This window comes from Vibrio sp. KUL70, assembly GCF_059725515.1.
Genome location: NZ_AP045835.1, coordinates 537197 through 556349, shown reverse-complemented (window position 1 = coordinate 556349; position 19153 = coordinate 537197). Strand labels below are relative to the sequence as shown.

The 19153-nt window shown below is 45.2% G+C and carries 17 protein-coding genes; 8 read left to right on the top strand and 9 right to left on the bottom strand.

Going from position 1 to position 19153, the window contains the following annotated elements; genetic code table 11:
• Nucleotides 1–363: 363 nt before the first annotated feature.
• The 3 genes from AC6I7V_RS16550 to AC6I7V_RS16540 form a co-directional block, all read right to left on the bottom strand.
• Entirely contained in the window at nt 364–1098 is a 735-nt protein-coding gene (locus AC6I7V_RS16550; RefSeq protein WP_498012295.1) for a GntR family transcriptional regulator, read from the bottom strand.
• Between the two features lie 231 nt (nt 1099–1329).
• Entirely contained in the window at nt 1330–2016 is a 687-nt protein-coding gene (locus tag AC6I7V_RS16545; RefSeq protein ID WP_255232386.1) for a DNA-3-methyladenine glycosylase I, read from the bottom strand.
• Nucleotides 2017–2042: 26 nt separating this feature from the next.
• Complete coding sequence (locus AC6I7V_RS16540; RefSeq protein WP_498012294.1) at nt 2043–2702, bottom strand: HAD family hydrolase; 660 nt, start codon at nt 2700–2702, stop codon at nt 2043–2045.
• A 423-nt stretch (nt 2703–3125) separates the two neighbouring features.
• Between AC6I7V_RS16540 and AC6I7V_RS16535 the strand changes: the two genes are divergently transcribed.
• Complete coding sequence (locus AC6I7V_RS16535) at nt 3126–4454, top strand: anaerobic C4-dicarboxylate transporter (RefSeq protein WP_498012293.1); 1329 nt, start codon at nt 3126–3128, stop codon at nt 4452–4454.
• Nucleotides 4455–4715: 261 nt separating this feature from the next.
• Nucleotides 4716–5738, top strand: coding sequence for a tryptophan--tRNA ligase (gene trpS / locus AC6I7V_RS16530; protein WP_498012292.1), 1023 nt, complete (start codon nt 4716–4718; stop codon nt 5736–5738).
• A 109-nt stretch (nt 5739–5847) separates the two neighbouring features.
• Here trpS and AC6I7V_RS16525 read toward each other — a convergent pair whose 3' ends face one another.
• Nucleotides 5848–6495, bottom strand: coding sequence for a glutathione S-transferase family protein (locus AC6I7V_RS16525; RefSeq protein ID WP_255232389.1), 648 nt, complete (start codon nt 6493–6495; stop codon nt 5848–5850).
• Between the two features lie 115 nt (nt 6496–6610).
• Here AC6I7V_RS16525 and AC6I7V_RS16520 point away from each other — a divergent pair, with 115 nt between their 5' ends.
• Nucleotides 6611–7447, top strand: a complete 837-nt coding sequence (locus AC6I7V_RS16520) for a LysR family transcriptional regulator (protein ID WP_255232390.1) — start codon at nt 6611–6613, stop codon at nt 7445–7447.
• A 32-nt stretch (nt 7448–7479) separates the two neighbouring features.
• Here the strand turns inward: AC6I7V_RS16520 and AC6I7V_RS16515 are convergent, their stop codons facing one another.
• Entirely contained in the window at nt 7480–9240 is a 1761-nt protein-coding gene (locus AC6I7V_RS16515) for a sigma-54-dependent Fis family transcriptional regulator (protein WP_498012291.1), read from the bottom strand.
• Nucleotides 9241–9517: 277 nt separating this feature from the next.
• Between AC6I7V_RS16515 and exaC the strand changes: the two genes are divergently transcribed.
• Nucleotides 9518–11038, top strand: a complete 1521-nt coding sequence (exaC, locus tag AC6I7V_RS16510) for an acetaldehyde dehydrogenase ExaC (protein ID WP_255232392.1) — start codon at nt 9518–9520, stop codon at nt 11036–11038.
• A 163-nt stretch (nt 11039–11201) separates the two neighbouring features.
• Here the strand turns inward: exaC and AC6I7V_RS16505 are convergent, their stop codons facing one another.
• Entirely contained in the window at nt 11202–11603 is a 402-nt protein-coding gene (locus AC6I7V_RS16505; protein WP_498012290.1) for a hypothetical protein, read from the bottom strand.
• 92 nt (nt 11604–11695) lie between these two features.
• A complete protein-coding gene (locus AC6I7V_RS16500; RefSeq protein ID WP_498012289.1) occupies nt 11696–12019 on the bottom strand; it encodes a DUF4144 family protein in 324 nt (107 codons plus the stop codon).
• Nucleotides 12020–12160: 141 nt separating this feature from the next.
• Here AC6I7V_RS16500 and AC6I7V_RS16495 point away from each other — a divergent pair, with 141 nt between their 5' ends.
• Complete coding sequence (locus AC6I7V_RS16495; RefSeq protein WP_498012288.1) at nt 12161–12574, top strand: nuclear transport factor 2 family protein; 414 nt, start codon at nt 12161–12163, stop codon at nt 12572–12574.
• Between the two features lie 36 nt (nt 12575–12610).
• Here AC6I7V_RS16495 and fghA read toward each other — a convergent pair whose 3' ends face one another.
• Nucleotides 12611–13450 carry an S-formylglutathione hydrolase gene (gene fghA, locus AC6I7V_RS16490; RefSeq protein WP_498012287.1) on the bottom strand — a complete coding sequence of 280 codons (840 nt, stop codon included), beginning with the start codon at nt 13448–13450 and terminating at the stop codon, nt 12611–12613.
• Nucleotides 13451–13643: 193 nt separating this feature from the next.
• Complete coding sequence (locus AC6I7V_RS16485; RefSeq protein ID WP_032553487.1) at nt 13644–14792, bottom strand: S-(hydroxymethyl)glutathione dehydrogenase/class III alcohol dehydrogenase; 1149 nt, start codon at nt 14790–14792, stop codon at nt 13644–13646.
• Nucleotides 14793–15208: 416 nt separating this feature from the next.
• Here AC6I7V_RS16485 and AC6I7V_RS16480 point away from each other — a divergent pair, with 416 nt between their 5' ends.
• From AC6I7V_RS16480 to AC6I7V_RS16470, 3 genes are all read left to right on the top strand, one after another.
• Complete coding sequence (locus AC6I7V_RS16480; protein ID WP_498012286.1) at nt 15209–15553, top strand: DMT family transporter; 345 nt, start codon at nt 15209–15211, stop codon at nt 15551–15553.
• Between the two features lie 382 nt (nt 15554–15935).
• Nucleotides 15936–17426, top strand: coding sequence for an EAL domain-containing protein (locus AC6I7V_RS16475; RefSeq protein ID WP_498012285.1), 1491 nt, complete (start codon nt 15936–15938; stop codon nt 17424–17426).
• Nucleotides 17427–17601: 175 nt separating this feature from the next.
• Nucleotides 17602–19125, top strand: a complete 1524-nt coding sequence (locus AC6I7V_RS16470) for a M20 family peptidase (RefSeq protein ID WP_498012284.1) — start codon at nt 17602–17604, stop codon at nt 19123–19125.
• The last annotated feature ends 28 nt before the right edge of the window (nt 19126–19153 follow it).

Below are 19153 nucleotides of genomic sequence, written 5' to 3'. Positions count from 1 at the left end.
TAATTATTCATCCTGACCCTGTGGTCAACTATTTATTTACAAAAATGCAACAAAGAGGTTTTGGTTAAGATTGTATACAATAATTTTTTGGTTTTAATTTGTTGTTTTTAATTGAGTAAATTTGGAAATTGAGGATTTAATAGGGAGAATTAATTTACTTCTATGTATACAAATAATGTTTGGATAATTGGAGGGTTTTGGTGAGTATTCGGTCGTGGCTGTGGGGCAAAATTCGATAGTAAAGCGAACAAAAAGCACAGAAAATGAGTTGTGAGAGAGTATGACTTTTGGTACCAGGCATGAAAAAAGCGAGTTCAGAACTCGCTTTTAGAGAGGGATTAACTTGTTCAGAAAGTGTTCGAACTAGGACTTGCTCTTGAGAAGATCAGAGAAAACCACATGCAGATCGCTAGATGCGGTGCTGCTGTCTAGATTGAGCTTAGAGCGAATATGGTTCAAGTGTTCACGCATTAAATCAACCGCTTGCTCTTCGTCACCTGACTCAATGGCATCAAGTAGCTGCTCATGCTCGTCCTGAGAACAGTTTGAATGAGTACCTGTTTCGTACTGGGCGATTAAAAGAGAAGTTTGTGAAACTAAGCTACGTTGGAAAGCCAATAGTGGTGCGTTTTCTGCCATTTCAGCAAGTTTGATGTGGAACTCGCCAGACAGTCGCAGGCCCGATCCGTAATCGCCTTGTTCAAAGGCGCAGTTCTCTTTCGCAACCAGTTTTCTGCATTCTTGAATTTGAGCTTTGGTGGCGTTATTAACCGCAAGTTCAGTGATGGCCAACTCCATCACTTCACGTGCTTTGAAAATCTGTTTTGCTTCATCAACCGTTGGTGCGGCAATCACGGCGCCTCGATTTGGTCGAATAACCACAACTTGTTCTAACGATAGACGCAGTAAGGCACGACGGATGATGGTGCGGCTTACGCCAAAGATTTCTGCTAATGCTTCTTCGCTCAGCTTGGTGGCTGGTGGCAGCCTTTGTTCTAGTATCGCATCGAAGATATGGCAGTAAACAACGTCATCTTGGGTTTGCCCCGTTACTTTTGTTTTTACACCTTTTGAGACAGAGTTTTTGAGAGCTGTCATAGAGATAAATGCCCTTGTTTAGTCGAGTAGGGATTGTTGAGCATATTGCACTGGTATTACTCTATATTGTATACACTTATCCATACAATGCTACTGCTAGAGACCAATAGGTTAGAGAGTTTGCGCATATCTGATAACAATTGAGACACAGTTTCATCTTGCCCGAAAACTGTGCCGCTGAGTATGAGATCTTTCCAATATGATTTGTCGAAGTGGTGACTCTTCGCTGTGTTAAACGCGGTTATCGCCGCCACTGTAGGCAACAATTTGGCTTATCTCACTCAAGCTTCTTCCTGACTGTTGCTGCCACTCGTTAAACGCGTTACTTGCCGCTTGTTGAGCACGTTTGGTGTTGCGTCCGCTGTCGATAACACCCGTTGTGCGCAGGTGTGCTTCGACGTCTGTCGACAAGATAAACGTATCTTTACCCATTTGACGTAGGGTGTAGGCACCAGTGTTACCACCGAGCCGTTTACCGTGCTTTTTAAGGTGATCCCAAAGTTCGGTAATGCGTTCTGATGGCCACTCTGCAACCATTTGAGCGAAGCTGCCGTATTCACGCTGAGCGTTGCGGATCATCATCGCGTTCGCCGGGATCGTCATGACTTTGGTTAGGTGGCGAATAATGCGAGGGTCTTGCGCTTTTTGCTCCCACATCTCGTTCGGTAGCATCAACATCTTCTCAACATCGAACTCAAAGAATACCTCTTCAAATTGAGGCCATTTCTTCCTCACTACACTCCAAGAAATACCACACTGAAATACTTTTTCGGTAAAGGCAGCGAGCCAGCGATCATCACTGATCTGCATCAGTTCATCGTGGGTCAGTGGCTTGCGAACGATCTTCTCAAGTTCAGCTTCGCCACCCTTACGGTGAGCTGCTCTTTGATAAATGGTTTCAAATTTTTCTTGGGTCATGACGGGTTCCAAATTACTTCGAGTTTTTAGGCGGCTTCTTTTTGTAGTTGAGCCAGCACATCGTGTAGTGATGGGCTAATGGTGTGGCCGAGTGCTTTCACCTCTTCACATGGCTCGACCAAGTCGGGGATTTGGAAGCTTATCATGTTGGCGGCCATAGAAGCGCGGATACCGTTGTTGGAGTCTTCAAAGGCAAGGCATGATTCCGGAGCAACGCCAAGACGTTCTGCCGCTAATAGGTAGATCTCTGGATGTGGCTTACCATTCGTTACCTCACAGCCAGTGCTTAGAGATGTGAAGTAAGAATCTAACCCTGCTAACTCAAGTTTCTTCTTGGCGATATCCAGTTGGGTCGAAGTCGCAACTGCCGCTGGAATGTTGTTTGATTTCAACCACTCTAAGAGCTCAATCACGCCCTCTTTTACGGGAATAGCCTGGTTCTTTACGATTGCACTGTAGCGAGTGCGCCACTCATTATTGAGGGCCGGATAGTCGAGATCTTCGCCGTAACCGTTGCGGAAAATTTGTTCGATGGTTTTAGCATTGCAGCCGATGATGCCGAGGTAAACATCTTTTAGAAAAGGGACCCCTTGTGCGTGACATGCTTCTTCAAAAATCTGCATACACAGGCGCTCGGTATCCAGAAGTAGCCCATCCATATCAAAAATTGCTGCTTGGAATTTCATAGTTGCGGTTCTTGTACCATCGTCTTAACGGAAAGTGGCTATTTTGACACACCCGAATAACTTAGGCGAGTTAAAGCTCCGTGAATAAACGTTCAATAATATGTTGATTCGTCTTCAATACTCCCTTGATGTCTGAGAAAAATCATATGCATATCATTGCCTTAATAACGATTGGATCTGATGGGTTTGTTTTATAGATTTCCGCGTTCTAACAGAAACAATGAATATTAGTGTGCATAACAAATCGGCGTCGTTATGAAGGTAAATGATCACAATCTAGATACTTTTTGCTCTGTTACCGTGACCATAATCTTATAAAAAACAATCTATTAGAATGGTCAATTAGAGTGTGACCTAGCAATAAGTAAATCGTTGACCATATAGAGAAAATATCCCTATTCCATGTTTTAGGTAGGGTAGCTTATGTTGTATTTTGAGTTTCTATTTTTGTTAGTTGTCCTCTATATCGGTTCTCGATATGGCGGTATAGGTTTGGGTGTTGTTTCTGGTATTGGTTTGGTGATTGAGGTCTTCATTTTTAAGATGCCACCAACCTCACCACCAGTCACGGTAATGCTGATTATTCTTGCGGTTGTGACCTGTGCTTCCATCTTAGAAGCCGCTGGTGGTTTGAAATACATGCTGCAAGTGGCGGAGAGGGTGTTAAGAAAGAACCCGAAACGCGTGACTTTGATAGCGCCGTTTGTGACTTACTCGATGACATTCCTTTTAGGCACAGGCCATGCAGTTTACTCAATCATGCCTATCATCGGCGATGTTGCGCTTAAAAATGGTATCCGTCCAGAACGTCCAATGGCAGCCGCTTCAGTGGCTTCACAATTGGCTATTACCGCGTCTCCAATCTCAGCAGCCGTGGTTTACTACTTGGCGCAGCTGTCTGATATTCAGCACTCGATTACTTTATTGTCTATCTTGCTTGTAACTGTACCTGCAACGCTGTTTGGTACGTTGTTATTGTCTCTGTACAGCTTGAAGCGCGGTAAAGAGCTAAATGACGATCCTGACTACCAAGCGAGACTAAAAGACCCAGAGTGGAAAAAGCGCATTGAAAGCACCACTGCGACTTCTTTAGATGAAGTGCTACCAACGTCGGCTCGTAATGCTGTATTGATCTTTCTACTTTCAATTGTGGTGATCGTTATTGTGGCGATGGTGCCAGAGATCAGAACCATAGTAGACGGTGAAAAACCAATCAAGATGTCGGTGATCATCCAAATGATGATGCTCTGTTTCGGCGGTATCATTTTGCTGGCGACTAAAACCGATCCGCGTGACGTGCCAAATGGTGTGGTATTCAAATCAGGCATGGTGGCGGCGATCGCAATCTTCGGTATCGCTTGGATGTCGGATACTTATTTCCAATACGCCATGCCTCAGTTTAAGTCGGGCATCGTTGAGATGGTAACTCACTACCCATGGACGTTCGCACTGGCGTTATTCATTGTATCTGTAGTGGTGAACTCTCAAGCAGCAACCGCACGTATGATGCTGCCGGTAGGTCTTGGTCTAGGGTTAGACCCAGCACTGCTTATCGGCTTGATGCCAGCAGTTTACGGCTACTTCTTTATTCCTAACTACCCATCAGACATCGCAACAGTGAACTTCGATGTTTCAGGCACCACTAAGATTGGTAAGTGGTACTTCAATCACTCATTCATGTCTGTCGGTTTGATTGGTGTGGTGGGTGCATGTTGCTTAGGCTACGTGTTAGCTAAGGTGTTTATAGGCTGATATAAATATCAATGAGTTAGTAATAAAAACAGCGCTGATTAAGGCGCTGTTTTTGTATTTGTTTGATGGTTGAATTTATAAGATGTTGTTGTTAAATTGAATGAATGCAAACGAATCCTACACTTTCATCATTCATTATCTGGTGGCGCTCTAATTAGAGCGGCGCGGGATTCTTACATTCTTAAGCTGCTGGTAGGTAGCTAAGAATGTCATCTCTTTTGTATCTCCAGTAGCGGTTTATTTTTACTAGGAGATACCATTATGAAAACCAATCAACACACTGATCCAAAAGAAATTATCCTTACTGGTGACAGAGCCACAGGTCCTCTGCACTTGGGCCATTACGTGGGTTCACTCAAGCAGCGTGTGGCTTTGCAATCACAACATGAGCAGACGATTCTGGTCGCGGACATGCAAGGCTTAACGGATAACGCGCACAACCCAAGTAAAGTCTCTTCCAACATCTTAAACGTGGTGGCTGATTATTTAGCTGTTGGCATTGACCCTTCTCAAACCACGATCTGCCTTCAGTCACAAGTTCCTGCGCTTGCAGAGCTGACCATGTACTACAGCAACCTTGTCTCTATCAGTCGATTAGAACGCAATCCTACAGTGAAAAGTGAGATTCAAAACAAGGGCTTTGAGCGATCTATTCCGGCAGGCTTCTTAACTTATCCTATCTCTCAAGCCGCCGACATTACGGGCTTTAACGCTACATTAGTGCCTGTTGGGGACGACCAGTTACCAATGTTAGAGCAAACCAATGAGATCGTGAGAAAGGTAAATGGTTTAGCTGGACGTACCATTTTGAATGAGAGCCGACCTCTGCTCAGTAATGCTCCGCGTTTACCCAGTACTGACGGTAAGAACAAGATGTCGAAGTCTATGGGCAATGCCATCAATTTGGGCGCGAGTGAAAAAGAGATCTCTACAGCTGTAAAATCTATGTACACCGACCCAAACCACCTGCGAGTTGAAGACCCTGGCACTGTAGAAGGAAATGTGGTGTTCACTTACCTTGATGCGTTCCACTCAGATAGGAATTACGTTGAGCAGCTTAAAGAGCACTATCGACGTGGTGGGTTAGGTGATGGCACGACCAAGAAAGTCTTGGAAGAGTGTCTGCAAGAGATGCTTCGCCCAATCAGAGCACGTAGGGCCGAGTACCTTGATGATAAGGCTCAGCTATTGGAAATCTTATCTATTGGCAGCCAGCGTTCGAGAGAAAAAACAGCCAAAGTTCTGTTTGATGTGAAGGGTGTTTTTGGGCTCAATATTTTCTGAAAGTCTCAAAGGTATCTCGATGCAATATTGAAAACTTGCAGCGTCGGCAGGTTGCGACCAAACCAATGAGGCTCACACCGAGCCTCATTAAATTCAATCTTTTCAAATCCTAAACCGGCTCGCCAGCTTCATCCTCTTCGACAATATCTGTCTCTAGGCTTGCTTCTTCTAACCATCTAACAATGGCAGGGCTATTAAGTACACGCTCTTGATAGCGAGTCGCAGCTTCTGAAAGTTCGATGCCATAGGTTCTGAACCTTAGAGCAAGAGGCGCATACATGGCATCAGCGATAGACCACTCGCCGAAGAGCCAACCATCAGAGTACTTTTCACCTTGTTCGGACCATAGGGTATCCACTCGCTCAATATCTTTCTTAGCCGCCTCACTTAATATCACTTTTCTACGCGCTCGGCAGTTCATCGGGAGCTCTTCTCTTAGAGCAAAAAAGCCAGAGTGCATCTCTGCTGATATCGCTCGAGCGTGAGCACGCTCTGACGCAGACTCCGGCCATGCGGCACCACCGAGGTGTACTTCGTTGATGTATTCTAAAATCGCAAACGAGTCCCACACTGTGATGTTGTCATCGACCAGTGTTGGCACTTTTGCTGTTGGAGTGATCTCAGAAAGCGTTTCATAGAATTCTGGTGTGAATAGTGTCAGTTTGGTGATCTCGGCGTCGAGGTTGTGCTGAGCTAAAATCAACCAAGCACGAAGTGACCAGCTAGAGTAATTTTGATTAGCGATGAAGAGTTTCATAGAGGCTTCCTTGCGTTAAGTTTGTCTGACTATCAGCTTAAGAGATTGTATTGCGCGCCACTAACGGATAATTTTGATGTAATACATTAATAAAAACGATGGGTACCAAATCGATATGGATATTGATGCGCTAAGGGGCTTTCTCGCCTTTGTCGAAACCAGCAGTTTCACCCGAGCTGCCAAACAGATAAACCGCACTCAGTCTGCATTTAGCGCTCAGATGCGCAAGTTAGAGGAAGAGCTCAACGTCACCCTGTTCCAAAAAGAGGGGCGCAACCTTGTGCTAACCGAAGCTGGTTTAGCACTGCGTTCTCATGCTGAACAACTCGTGGCGTTACACAATACGGCGCTGAAACAGGTCAAATGTTACGAGAACAAACAGCCGCTGAGACTGGGTTGTCCTGAAGACTACAACGACACTTTGTTGCCTAAGTTTATTGAGGTGTTGATGGAAGCTGAACCCACTTGTTCGATTCAGGTATTCAGCCAACCAAGTATTACGCTACGTGAATGGCTCGATGATGGCCGACTTGATGCAGCGATTGTTACGCGTGCGCCTGATAGTGAAGAGGGTTACTGGCTGGCCAATGATGTTGGGGTGTGGATAGCGAGCCAAGACTTTGATTTCGATACTCATGAATCGCTGCCGTTGGCGCTGTTTCAAACCGATTGTAAGTACCACGCAGCCGCAGTGAACGGGTTAACCAAGCAAGGCACCGCCTATCGATTACTGGCTTGTAGCAATACAGCATCGGCTCAGAGCGCCATTGTGAGAGCTGGCTTAGCTGTTGGGGCGATGGGTAAATTGAGCGTACCGCCGGAGCTTAAGATCCTCGAAAACATGCCCTCACTCCCCGCTGTAGAGATAGCTCTGATATTGGGTACTCAACATCACCCTCTGTTAGACAAAGATCTTTTAAATCGACTGGGCGATCTCAACCTCTCTCATTAAGGCTATCAGAGTTCTCAATTCTACATAAGCGTCTATTGCAAAATACCCAGTCGCTTAAGCTTGCGATAAATGGTGTTACGACTAATACCAAGCACCCTCGACGTTTTACTGATGTTGCCTTGGTTCGCTTGATAGGTTTGAACTAAGGTCTCTTCCACTGTGCTTTGCAGATCGTTATTACATGGCGCTTGAGTGCAAGTGATAGGGCTTTGATTCGCCAGTTGCTCGGCTAGCTGTAAAGGAACATGCTCTAGTTTTAGTTGCGGCTCACCGCTCGACATTAAAGCGGATACTTTGAGTAGATTATCCAGTTCACGAATGTTGCCTGGCCACGGATAGGAGCAAAACAGAGACATCAGGTGCGAACAGATAGTTTGTTCTGACTCTGCGTATTTGCGATAGATGGCTTCAATCAATTCCTGTTTATCTTGTCTTTGACTGAGGCTTGGTAGGGTGAATATCAAACCATTGAGACGATAGTAAAGATCTTGTCTGAATTGACCTGTTTCGACGAGCTGGGTCAAGTCTTTGTGGGTCGCTGCTATGATCTGGCAATCGACTTGATAGCTTTGGTTAGAACCAACTGGCACTACCGATTTGTCCTGCAAGACATGAAGTAAACGACACTGAGCTTCTAACGGCATATCAGCAATCTCATCCAAAAATAAGATCCCTTTGTCAGCTTGACGGATCTTGCCTTGAAAACCTTGTTTGTTTGCGCCAGTAAAAGCCCCCGGCGCATAACCAAACAGCTCAGACTCAATCAAATCTTTCGGTAGGGCACCACAATTTACGGCCACCAAAGGACTGTTGTTGCGTTGACTCTGCTTATGCAGTGCTTTGACAAACTCGCCTTTACCAACACCTGTTTCTCCAAGTATCAGAAGGCTGATGTCTTTATCTATGACTTTACTGGCTTGTTGCCACGCTTGTTCTATCTGTTGATCGCCATGGTGTAACTCACATGAGGCAGTGATTGCGCGGCTGCGTTTTGGTGAGGGTGTGTTGAGGCTCTTTTTCTCAAACACAAAAGACGATTCAGATCGATTGAAGAGCTGGTCAATACTTTCACCGAGTATTGAGCCCTGTTGCAACAGCTGTGATGCAACTTGATTGTGTGCCAATACCTCTCCCGCTTCATTAGCAATGACAATGCCTTGCCAACCGCTGTGCAGCAGTGACTTTTCACATGCGAGGTCGATGCGAGTGGAGCCTTGCGGAATGTGGTTGAGCAATTGGTTCTCTACCAACTGGACCATATTCTGCACCAACAACTGTACTGAACTGTCGTGTTGCTGCTGCTCACTGGTGATATCTAAAATGCCGACCATCTGCCCTTGATGATCAAAAATAGGGTTCGCTGAACAACTGATAAAACGGTGCTGATGAATGAAGTGTTGTTCACCAATAATCGTCACAGGTTTGGCTTCAATTAGCGCGGTGCCAATGGCATTGGTGCCCTTGAGTTGTTCCTTCCAACACGCTCCTGAGCTCAATGCAATACTGGTGAGCTTCTCTTCAAAGCGCTTCTGTCCCCAACTCGCCAGTATCACCCCGTCGGTATCGGTCAATATGAGTCGACTGTCACTACGGGCAAAAGTCTGGTTAAACAGCGGCAGGGCCATGCGTTGCACAGTTTCAATGAGCTGCGATGAGTGAAAACGACGCTCTTTGAGCATCGCATTTGGCAGTCGAATGTCGTCGGGCAGTTTTCTGGGTTTTAATCCCGCCTCACTGCTGCGATGCCAAGATGAAGTTAGCCACTCTGTAGGATTTGTATGTTGAATCTGCATAACTGTTCCATGTTGTTACAGTAAAGGTGTACCAATTTGGAACAGTTGAACACTGGAGCAATCTCCGTACGACGATTCAATTCCAACTCACCATTGGTTGTAAACGTTTGGTAATCATAGTTTTACAAGTTGTTAACAACAAGGTTTTCGATGTTGGCGTGTGACTTGCGTTGTTTGGTATGTGAACAAAACACGAAATGACAGTGTTTTAAACAGAAACCATGAACATGACATGGCGAATTTTCAAATACTTAGACAATCACAGAAGGATCTCACTATGATTTACGCACAGCCTGGCAGTGACAATGCAGTCGTCAATTTTAAGGCTCAGTACGATAACTTTATTGGAGGGGAGTGGGTCAAACCTACGTCTGGCGAATATTTTGATAATCGCTCACCGGTCAATGGACAAGTTTATTGCCAAGTAGCGCGCTCGACAGAAGCGGACATCTCGTTAGCACTAGACGCAGCACATGCAGCGCGTGCAAGTTGGGCGGCGACCAGTGTTGCTGAACGCTCGAATATCTTACTTAAAATTGCGGACCGAATTGAAGCGAACCTAGAAGAGATCGCGGTTGCTGAGACATGGGAAAACGGCAAACCAGTTCGTGAAACTCTGGCGGCAGACATCCCGTTAGTTGTGGATCACTTCCGTTACTTTGCGGGTTGTATTCGAGCGCAAGAAGGCAGTGCAGCGGAGCTTGATTCAAACACCGCTAGCTACCACTTCCCAGAGCCAATTGGCGTAGTCGGTCAGATCATTCCTTGGAACTTCCCAATCTTAATGGCGGCTTGGAAACTGGCTCCAGCACTCGCGGCAGGTTGTTGTGTGGTGATGAAACCTGCAGAGCAAACGCCGACTTCAATCTTAGTATTGATGGAAAAGATTGCAGATCTTCTACCTGCTGGCGTGGTTAACATTGTTAATGGTTTCGGTAGTGAAGCGGGGCAAGCCCTAGCGACGAGCGATCGCATTGCTAAGCTAGCATTTACAGGCTCGACTGAGGTTGGTCATCATATTCTAAAATGTGCGGCTGAAAGCTTGATCCCATCAACGGTAGAGCTGGGCGGTAAGTCTCCAAACATTTACTTCCCGGATATCTTTGATCATGAAGATGAGTATTTAGATAAGTGTGTTGAAGGTATGTTGCTGGCATTCTTTAACCAAGGTGAGGTGTGTACCTGTCCTTCACGTGTGCTGATCCACGAATCGGTATACGACAAGTTCATTGCGAAAGTGGTTGAGCGCGCTCAAACCATCAAGCAAGGAAACCCGCTCGATACCGACACTCAGGTAGGCGCACAAGCCTCTCAAGAGCAGTTCGATAAGATTCTTAGCTATCTAGAGATTGGCCGCCAAGAGGGTGCGAAAGTTCTCACTGGTGGTGAAATCGCGCAACAGCCAGATGATCTTGGTAACGGCTATTACATCCAGCCAACCATGCTGGCGGGTCACAACAAGATGCGTGTTTTCCAAGAGGAGATCTTTGGCCCTGTTATTGCGGTAACGACTTTTAAAGATGAAGCAGAGGCACTGGCGATCGCCAATGATACAGATTATGGCTTGGGTGCTGGTGTATGGACTCGTGATGCCAACCTTGCTTACCGCATGGGTCGTAACATCGAAGCGGGCCGTATTTGGGTGAACTGTTACCATGCTTATCCAGCGCATGCAGCGTTTGGTGGATACAAGAAATCAGGCATCGGCCGTGAGACGCATAAGATGATGCTCGATCACTACCAAAACACCAAGAACTTGCTGATCAGCTACGATACTAATCCGCTGGGCTTCTTCTAAAGTTGCGTAAAAAAGACTTAATAGTCAATTTAAAATGCCCAAGTCACGTGACTTGGGCATTTCTGTATTTCGGTCTTTGGTTGACGGTGTGTTAGTGCGTGGAAGGTGTTAGTGCTTGCGAGCCAGAGCGCAGTTTTAAAGTCTTGGTTATTTGAGCTCGTGTTTAACGAACGTAGTTCGCATCAACGCTGACATACCAGTGCTGAAACTTACCGTTAGATTTTTCAATCCACAAATCGTTGGTGTAGCTCTCTATCTTGCCGTTTACCGTTAGCTTGAATGTGTTCTCGTCGAAGTCGCCAAGCTTCACAAACTGATCGGTTGTGATTAGGAACGGGTCCATGTCGTCGACGTCGCTGATGTCTGAAACCACATAGTAGTGATAGGTAAATGGCTTGGTCGCGTCATTCGGGTTACTGCGATAGGCGACCAACTTAAACGGCTCTGTCAGTGGAAGGTCGAGCGTTTGCTTATCAATGGTGGCTGGAATTGGAATAAATAGCCAAGCGGTGAAGAGACCGCTGAGCAGCACCATCAAAAAGAAAAGGGTTTTAATTGCTTTCATAGCAACCTTCAAAAATAGGGTGGATATAAGTGGGCTATGGTAGCCCGCAGTGCTGAAGATGCAAGCCTTGAAACAGCGTATCGACCCGTTGCTTAACCTAGCTCAAACGCGAGCGACTCAATCGCCTCTTCGATGGTAACAAAATGTATTTTGGTCAAGCACACTTGAACCTTGTGAAACTCATGGGCACGAATCAGTTGGGTTACATCTTCTAAAGAGTATGTACCTTGTTGGCGCTCTAGAAGTTCAGTTGTGGTGTAGGTGAGGAGGGAATAAGCATGCCCTTTGGCATCGATAATACAATCTTGTTCACCGACGATGAGGTCGTGACTTTCTGATTGCAGCTGTTCGAGAGACGCGATGTAAAACAGTTCGTGATCGCCTTCTAATTTGATAAACGCAGGCCAAGTTATCATAAGCCACTCTTGTATAGTCACGGGATATTTGCATCGTAAGCCAAGTAGAACGATTCAGCAATCCATTCTAATCTAATGTTATTTTTACTGCTGTTTGCTTAGTTGTTACATCACTGGTTGAGAATAAAAGGGAGTCGAAGCATGAATGCGAAAGAGGTAGTGGTTTCATTCTGGGAAGCAATGAAATCGAATGATTTTGCTAAAGCCAGTGAGTTTCTGAGTGAAGATTTTGAGGGCTATTGGCCGCAGTCTGGCGAGCTAACCTTAGGTCGAGATAACTTTGTTGCCATCAACAGCTACTATCCCGCTCATGGAGAGTGGCAGTTTGAGATTCATTCGATTGTTGTAGAGCAAAATACTGTGGTTACAGATGTTTCAATTACGGACGGAGTACAAAAGGCGCGCGCTGTTACTTTCCATACGGTAGAGCGCGGGCTTATTGCTCATCAGAAAGAGTTCTGGCCAGATCCGATGGAAGCTCAAGCTTGGCGATCGCAGTGGGTTAAGGTAATCAAGAATCAAAAATGCCAGTCGAGATATGACTGGCATTGGTAGATAGCCTACAGTGCTGGTTTGGAGACTTACGCGTGACTACTGTTTTAGATAAGCGGCATGGAACTCAATATGCTCATCAATGAAGCTTGAGATGAAGTAGTAGCTGTGGTCGTAACCAGGCTGCATGCGAAGATCCAAATCCGAGTTTGTCACTTTCGCTGCTTCAATTAGCTGTTCTGGCTTAAGCTGCTCAACCAAGAAGTTATCGGCTTCGCCTTGGTCAACCAACATAGGTAAAACAGTGCCCTTGGTTTTTAGAAGTTCAGATGCGTCGTACTGGCGCCACTCTTCAATGTCTAGTCCTAAGTACTGGCTAAATGCCTTTTGTCCCCAAGGGCATTGCATTGGGTTGCTAATCGGGCTAAATGCAGAGATAGAGCGGTAGTTTTCTTGGTTTTTAATGCCAATGGTTAAGGCTCCATGCCCTCCCATGCTGTGACCTGAGATAGATTTAATCGGAGTGACAGGGAAGAAAGACTCGATAAGCGCTGGAAGCTCAGTCACCACATAATCGTACATGTGGTAGTGTGCGTCCCACGGAGCGTTTGTTGCGTTCAGGTAGAAGCCGGCACCTTGACCCATGTCGTACGCTTCGTCATCAGCAACATCTTCTCCACGAGGGCTAGTATCTGGCGCTACGATTGCGATACCTTGCTCTGCTGCCGCTTTAAATGCCCCTGCTTTCTGCATGAAGTTTTCATCAGTACAAGTCAGACCCGAAAGCCAGTATAGAACAGGCACTGGGTTCTCTTTGCTTGCGTTTGGTGGTAGGAAAATAGCGAAACGCATATTGCAGTTTAGCGTTGCCGAGAAGTGTGTGTATTGCTTGTGCCAACCACCAGCAACCTTGGCTTGGCTAATATTTTCGATAGTCATTAAGTTGTGCTCCGTTCGGTTGTTGGTCTGGAGAATCATTAAGATAAAGCTAAAATTCTGCTCTTTGCTAAAGGACGTCTTAAATCGTAAGTTCGTCGATTAAATCGACTCTTAACAAAGGGAGTTCACCACTTCCCGGGCGAAAAGTGGTGAAGGCAATGTGCTAGCTCCCAAGTGAGAGCCAAGCTAGGTATTATCTATCCATGTGTAGAACAGTACGGATAGACTCACCTTTGTGCATTAGGTCGAATGCGTCGTTTACTTCGTCAAGGCTCATTGTGTGAGTGATGAACTCTTGAAGACCAAACTCACCCGCCATGTAACGGTTTACGATTTCTGGAAGCTCAGAGCGACCTTTAACGCCACCGAAAGCAGAACCACGCCATACACGACCTGTTACTAGTTGGAATGGACGAGTAGAGATCTCTTGGCCTGCGCCAGCAACACCGATGATTACAGATTCGCCCCAACCTTTGTGACAACACTCAAGTGCTTGACGCATCACGTTTACGTTACCGATACACTCGAATGAGTACTCAACGCCACCATCTGTCATCTCTACGATAACGTCTTGGATTGGCTTGTCGAAGTTCATTGGATTGATGCAGTCTGTCGCGCCAAGCTGTTTAGCTAGCTCGAATTTGCTCTCATTGATATCAACACCGATGATGCGGTTAGCACCAGCCATGCGAGCACCGATGATTGCAGAAAGGCCGATACCACCCAGGCCAAATACAGCAACGTTGTCGCCTTTTTCAACTTTCGCAGTGTTGAGTACCGCTCCCATACCTGTGGTTACACCACAACCTAGAAGACAGACTTCTTCAAGTGGCGCTTCTTTGTTTACTTTCGCCAGTGAGATTTCAGGAAGAACCGTGTACTCAGAGAAAGTTGAACAACCCATGTAGTGGTAGATAGTCTCACCGTTGATTGAGAAACGGCTTGTGCCATCTGGCATTAGGCCTTTACCTTGAGTTTCACGAACCGCTTGGCAAAGGTTAGTTTTACCAGACTTACAGAATTTACACTCGCCACATTCTGCAGTGTAAAGTGGAATAACGTGGTCGCCAACTTCAACGCTTGTTACACCTTCGCCAACCATTTCAACGATACCGCCACCTTCGTGACCAAGAATAGATGGGAAGATACCTTCTGGATCGTCACCTGATAGTGTGAATGCGTCAGTGTGACAAACACCAGTCGCGACAATACGAACAAGAACTTCGCCTGCCTTTGGCAGTTCAACATCAACAGTTTCGCGTTTTAGCGGTTCACCCGCTTTCCAAGCGACCATAGCTTTAGATTGAATATGAGTTTGACCAGGTTTGATTTCGATAGTCATTGGATGCTTCCTATATGTGTCATTAAGGCGGACGTTTGATCTCAATATGCTCAACGTATTAAGCGTAGTTGAGCATGTTTATTTCCGCTCTCTCGTTTTGTTGGGGCTAGTATATGTGTGGCATCTTGGTTTGATAATCCCACTAAATTGAAAATGATTATTACAAATAGGTAATAATGTGTATTTTGGACAGCATTAAGTTGAAGACCAAGAATAGAACTTGAGAGTTGTGATTGGGTTTAAGAAGAAAGAATGGAGATACGTCTATTGCTTAAGAACTCTTAATCACTTTGCGGTTAAAGTCAGGGCTTAAGATTTATTAAGGCACGTCATAATAAATGCTTACTGAAAATCGCATGAATCGGAAATAAAACTAAAATATTCTGAGCGCCGTATTTTATGTTGTGGATCCAATTATGCTGTTATCTCTTCCTCCCGCTGTTATGCTTTCATTCGCCATCGTCCTTGAAGTTATTGCTACCTCGCTGCTGCCTAAAACCAATCAATTCACCTCAATACCAACTTCAATCGCTGTGCTGGTTGGTTACGGTTGTGCTTTCTATCTTCTATCACTTACTGTTCAAACTATGTCACTTGGCGTCGCATACGCAATTTGGTGTGGCGCAGGCATCGTACTCGTCGCAGCCCTATCTTGGCTGGTTTATGGGCAAAAACTCGATATCTACGCAGTCATCGGCATCGCTTTGATTCTGACAGGTGTCGTGATCATCAACTTGTTTTCTAGTTCGGTGAGTCATTAGAGGGCTCATGGGGTGTAACCCATTCTAGGTTGGTAAGTGACCGAAAATAGCGGAGAAAAACTCGATAGGAGGGCAGTTTTCTCGATCTCAGCGTTCTAAGGTGGTCGATATTTATATTTCATGAACTAAGATCTCGTTGTGACGTTTTTTTCTGTTCACACGGGTAAGAACCAATAAGAAATCTATGACAGAGAAATCGCAAAATACTTTGCAAACAAGTAATATAACTTTAATGAGTTATTAATAAATCAGCAGCGTTAGCCTCGACCCTAATTGGGGCTTTTGCCGAGGAGAATATACTCTAGCAAGTGAGTGTTAGAGGTATTTTCTTGCGCAAGTGATGTGCCTATCCTGTCACACTTCAATAATGGTTGAGCCCTAAATGAAACTGAATATCAGACAGTCAACGAGTTCTCTTCGGTTGGTTTACTTTGCCCCAATTGTGTTGGTGATGTGTACCGTTGTGATACTTACATTTTTGAGCGTTAAAGATACGTTACGTTCATTGGGCGATGGCTATGCTGAAAACTATCACCGGATCGTGTTGAATGTCTCAATAGAGAATAAATCTGCTCTAGTTGCGCCACAGCAGTGTGGTTTTTTACAGCAAGTTCTTCGTTATGAGCGGGAGATATTAGAGATGCAAATTGTCTCTAATAATCAGATTGTTTGCTCATCTTTGGGGGAAGTGGGAACCAGAGAAATTGTCGATATTGAATCGCTTAGCCAGACCCCTCAGGTGTTTCAGCTTGCATCGTTGCCAAGATCGAAAAAGGATTTATCAGTTGCAGTAATAAACAGGAGAGTTCTAAACGAGCAAGAGTATTACGCAGTATCTCTCATAGATTTAGATTTCATGCGTGCGAGCTTAGGCTATCGAACCGACGACAGAATCAGTTCAGCAGCGCTCTTTATAGGCAAAGACTCAGCGCCTTCAGACATCCCACGTGCCTCTGGGTGGTTTACTTATACTGCTGAAACGGGCATCCCTCAACATCAAATCCAAGTAGTTGCTAGCGACGTTCTGATATTAAACAAAACTTGGTTCTACTTTTTAGCTGCGATTCCTGGAACTTTGGTCGTGTATATTGCTTTCTACTTTATTCGCCGGCATTTTATTCGGAACCAGGGTTTTGACAATGAAGTGAAACAAGCGATTCGCCGTAAAGAGTTTATATTGCACTACCAACCTCAAATTGATTGTAAAACAGGTGAGTTATCAGGTGTTGAAGCGTTAGTTCGTTGGAGGCATCCTGAACGTGGTCTGATCTTCCCAGATGTCTTTATTCCTGCTTTAGAAGAGTTTAACTTGATCAATCAACTGACGGATCTTGTTGTCGAAAGAGCTATCAGCGACTTCTCACCTTATTCTTTTCCTCATGCCTTTCATTTAGGAATTAACTTCCCACCTGGTTACTTTGCTTCTTCAGATAAGCAGAAGTTCCTCATTGAACAAGCTGATTTATTGAGAGCTCGTGAGATTCACTTGGGTTTAGAAATCACGGAGCGCCAGCTAATCGATAACCGAGCAAAATTCGCTATCGAGTATTTACGACAGCATGGCTTAGAGATACTGATAGACGATTTCGGAACAGGACAAACCTCTCTTGCAATGCTTGAAACGACTCCGATTGATTACCTTAAAATTGATAAATGCTTTGTTGATAGCATTGGTTCCCAAAGTGTTACAGCACCCGTCTTGGATGCCATTATCTCAATGGCAAAGGGCCTTGATTTGAAATTAGTTGCTGAGGGAGTAGAAGAACAAAGTCAAGCAGACTATCTTGTCTCTCGAGGTGTCGCTATTCATCAAGGCTACTTATACAGCAAGCCTGTGCCGTTTGAGTCACTCTCACTTCCTGCTGAGTCATGACGGCTGGCCGTCTTCTGCGGTGATTCTACTTTTATCGCTTACAACGATGATGATTTGAATTTGCAGGATTTGATCCTGCATCTGCGATTGGCTTTTGGTAAAGAAAACGTCAATACTTTGCTCATCAACACGAAACTGATTCAAATTATTTTCTAGCGAATAAAGGGAGTTTGTTATGACTAAGCAAACCAAACTTTTTACAAGTATCGCCTCAGCACTTGCGCTTACAGCCAGCGTGTCTGCTTGGGCTTTGGAAGACCAAGATTTTAGTTCAATGCAAATGCAAGGTGTTGAACAAGTTGAAGTGAAAGTGGATTTAGAGGGCGCAGCACAACGACTATCTCAAGCGGTTCAGTTCCCGACGATTTCAAATCAAGACCGCAGTGATTTTGATGAAGAAGCATTTAAAAACTATCACGACTTCTTAGTTGAATCCTACCCTCTGGTACATAAAACACTAAAGCGTGAACTGGTGGGTGACCCGCGCCCTTATAGCTTGATTTACACATGGGAAGGTAAAGATCCATCACTGGCTCCTGCTGTGTTTATGGCTCACCAAGATGTGGTACCAATTGCCGAAGAGTCGCGAGATCAATGGGAAGTCGAGCCGTTTTCTGGTGAGATTAAGGATGGCTATATCTGGGGGCGTGGTTCTCTAGATGACAAAAATCAAATTCACGCCATCTTAGAAGCCACTGAAATGAAAATAAAAGAAGGCTTCCAACCGGAGCGTACAATTTTATTTGTGTTTGGTCACGATGAAGAAGTTGGCGGTCCAGAAGGTGCAAAACACGCAGCGGATATTGTCGAGCAGCGTTACGACAAAATTGCCTTTGTGATTGATGAGTCTGCGCCATTAGTACCCGGTATATTCCCTGGTATCCGCGAAAATACCGCGTTGATTGGAATAGCCCAAAAAGGGTTCGTGAGCTTAGAGATCGCAATTAATGGTATTGGCGGTCACTCTTCACAACCTGCCGGTGAGTCGAACATTGTTGCGTTAGCAAAAGCAGTAGAAAAAGTGGAAGCGGCTCAGTTCCCATACAAGATTCACGATGCGGTTCGCTACCAATACCGCTTTATGGGACCAGAGCTACCTGAAGATCAACAGCCAATGTACAAAGCGGTGGCTTATGGAAAGAACGATTCAATCAGCGATTTAGAGCAGAAGTTTATTGATGTGATGTCGCAAAACCAAGTGACTCGCGCCATGCTGCACACAACGACTGCGGTTACCATGTTCAACGCTGGTATTAAAGACAATGTACTGCCACCAGCAGCAACCGCGGTGGTTAACTTCCGACCTATGCCAGGTGATACACCTGAAGTAATTATTGAACATGTGAAAAAAGCCATCGGCGATGAGCGTATAACAGTAAGAGATATTTCAGCATCAACACCTGCAACCAATGTGGCTGATCCAAACGGTGAAGGGTACAAAATGCTTGAGAAAACCATTCGCCAAACTTGGGGTAATGATCTGATTGTATCGCCATTCTTTGTTATCGGTGGCTCAGACTCTAAGCACTTCCAAGCGCGTGATTTTGCGCCGGATGTGTACACCATTACTGCGCTACAGTTGGAAAGTGTGAAAGAATTTGAAGGCTTTCATGGCGTGAACGAGCGTATTCTGGTTGACGAGTATGGTCGCTCAATCGGATTCTTCTACAAGTTGATGGATAACTTAGAAAACCTTTAATCGCAACTGCAATGACCGTGGCGCCACG

Coding starts and splice junctions, on each gene's coding strand:
- AC6I7V_RS16550 (WP_498012295.1), bottom strand. CDS start 1,098: ATGACAGCTCTCAAAAACTCTGTCTCAAAAGGTGTAAAAACAAAAGTA.
- AC6I7V_RS16545 (WP_255232386.1), bottom strand. CDS start 2,016: ATGACCCAAGAAAAATTTGAAACCATTTATCAAAGAGCAGCTCACCGT.
- AC6I7V_RS16540 (WP_498012294.1), bottom strand. CDS start 2,702: ATGAAATTCCAAGCAGCAATTTTTGATATGGATGGGCTACTTCTGGAT.
- AC6I7V_RS16535 (WP_498012293.1), top strand. CDS start 3,126: ATGTTGTATTTTGAGTTTCTATTTTTGTTAGTTGTCCTCTATATCGGT.
- trpS (WP_498012292.1), top strand. CDS start 4,716: ATGAAAACCAATCAACACACTGATCCAAAAGAAATTATCCTTACTGGT.
- AC6I7V_RS16525 (WP_255232389.1), bottom strand. CDS start 6,495: ATGAAACTCTTCATCGCTAATCAAAATTACTCTAGCTGGTCACTTCGT.
- AC6I7V_RS16520 (WP_255232390.1), top strand. CDS start 6,611: ATGGATATTGATGCGCTAAGGGGCTTTCTCGCCTTTGTCGAAACCAGC.
- AC6I7V_RS16515 (WP_498012291.1), bottom strand. CDS start 9,240: ATGCAGATTCAACATACAAATCCTACAGAGTGGCTAACTTCATCTTGG.
- exaC (WP_255232392.1), top strand. CDS start 9,518: ATGATTTACGCACAGCCTGGCAGTGACAATGCAGTCGTCAATTTTAAG.
- AC6I7V_RS16505 (WP_498012290.1), bottom strand. CDS start 11,603: ATGAAAGCAATTAAAACCCTTTTCTTTTTGATGGTGCTGCTCAGCGGT.
- AC6I7V_RS16500 (WP_498012289.1), bottom strand. CDS start 12,019: ATGATAACTTGGCCTGCGTTTATCAAATTAGAAGGCGATCACGAACTG.
- AC6I7V_RS16495 (WP_498012288.1), top strand. CDS start 12,161: ATGAATGCGAAAGAGGTAGTGGTTTCATTCTGGGAAGCAATGAAATCG.
- fghA (WP_498012287.1), bottom strand. CDS start 13,450: ATGACTATCGAAAATATTAGCCAAGCCAAGGTTGCTGGTGGTTGGCAC.
- AC6I7V_RS16485 (WP_032553487.1), bottom strand. CDS start 14,792: ATGACTATCGAAATCAAACCTGGTCAAACTCATATTCAATCTAAAGCT.
- AC6I7V_RS16480 (WP_498012286.1), top strand. CDS start 15,209: ATGCTGTTATCTCTTCCTCCCGCTGTTATGCTTTCATTCGCCATCGTC.
- AC6I7V_RS16475 (WP_498012285.1), top strand. CDS start 15,936: ATGAAACTGAATATCAGACAGTCAACGAGTTCTCTTCGGTTGGTTTAC.
- AC6I7V_RS16470 (WP_498012284.1), top strand. CDS start 17,602: ATGACTAAGCAAACCAAACTTTTTACAAGTATCGCCTCAGCACTTGCG.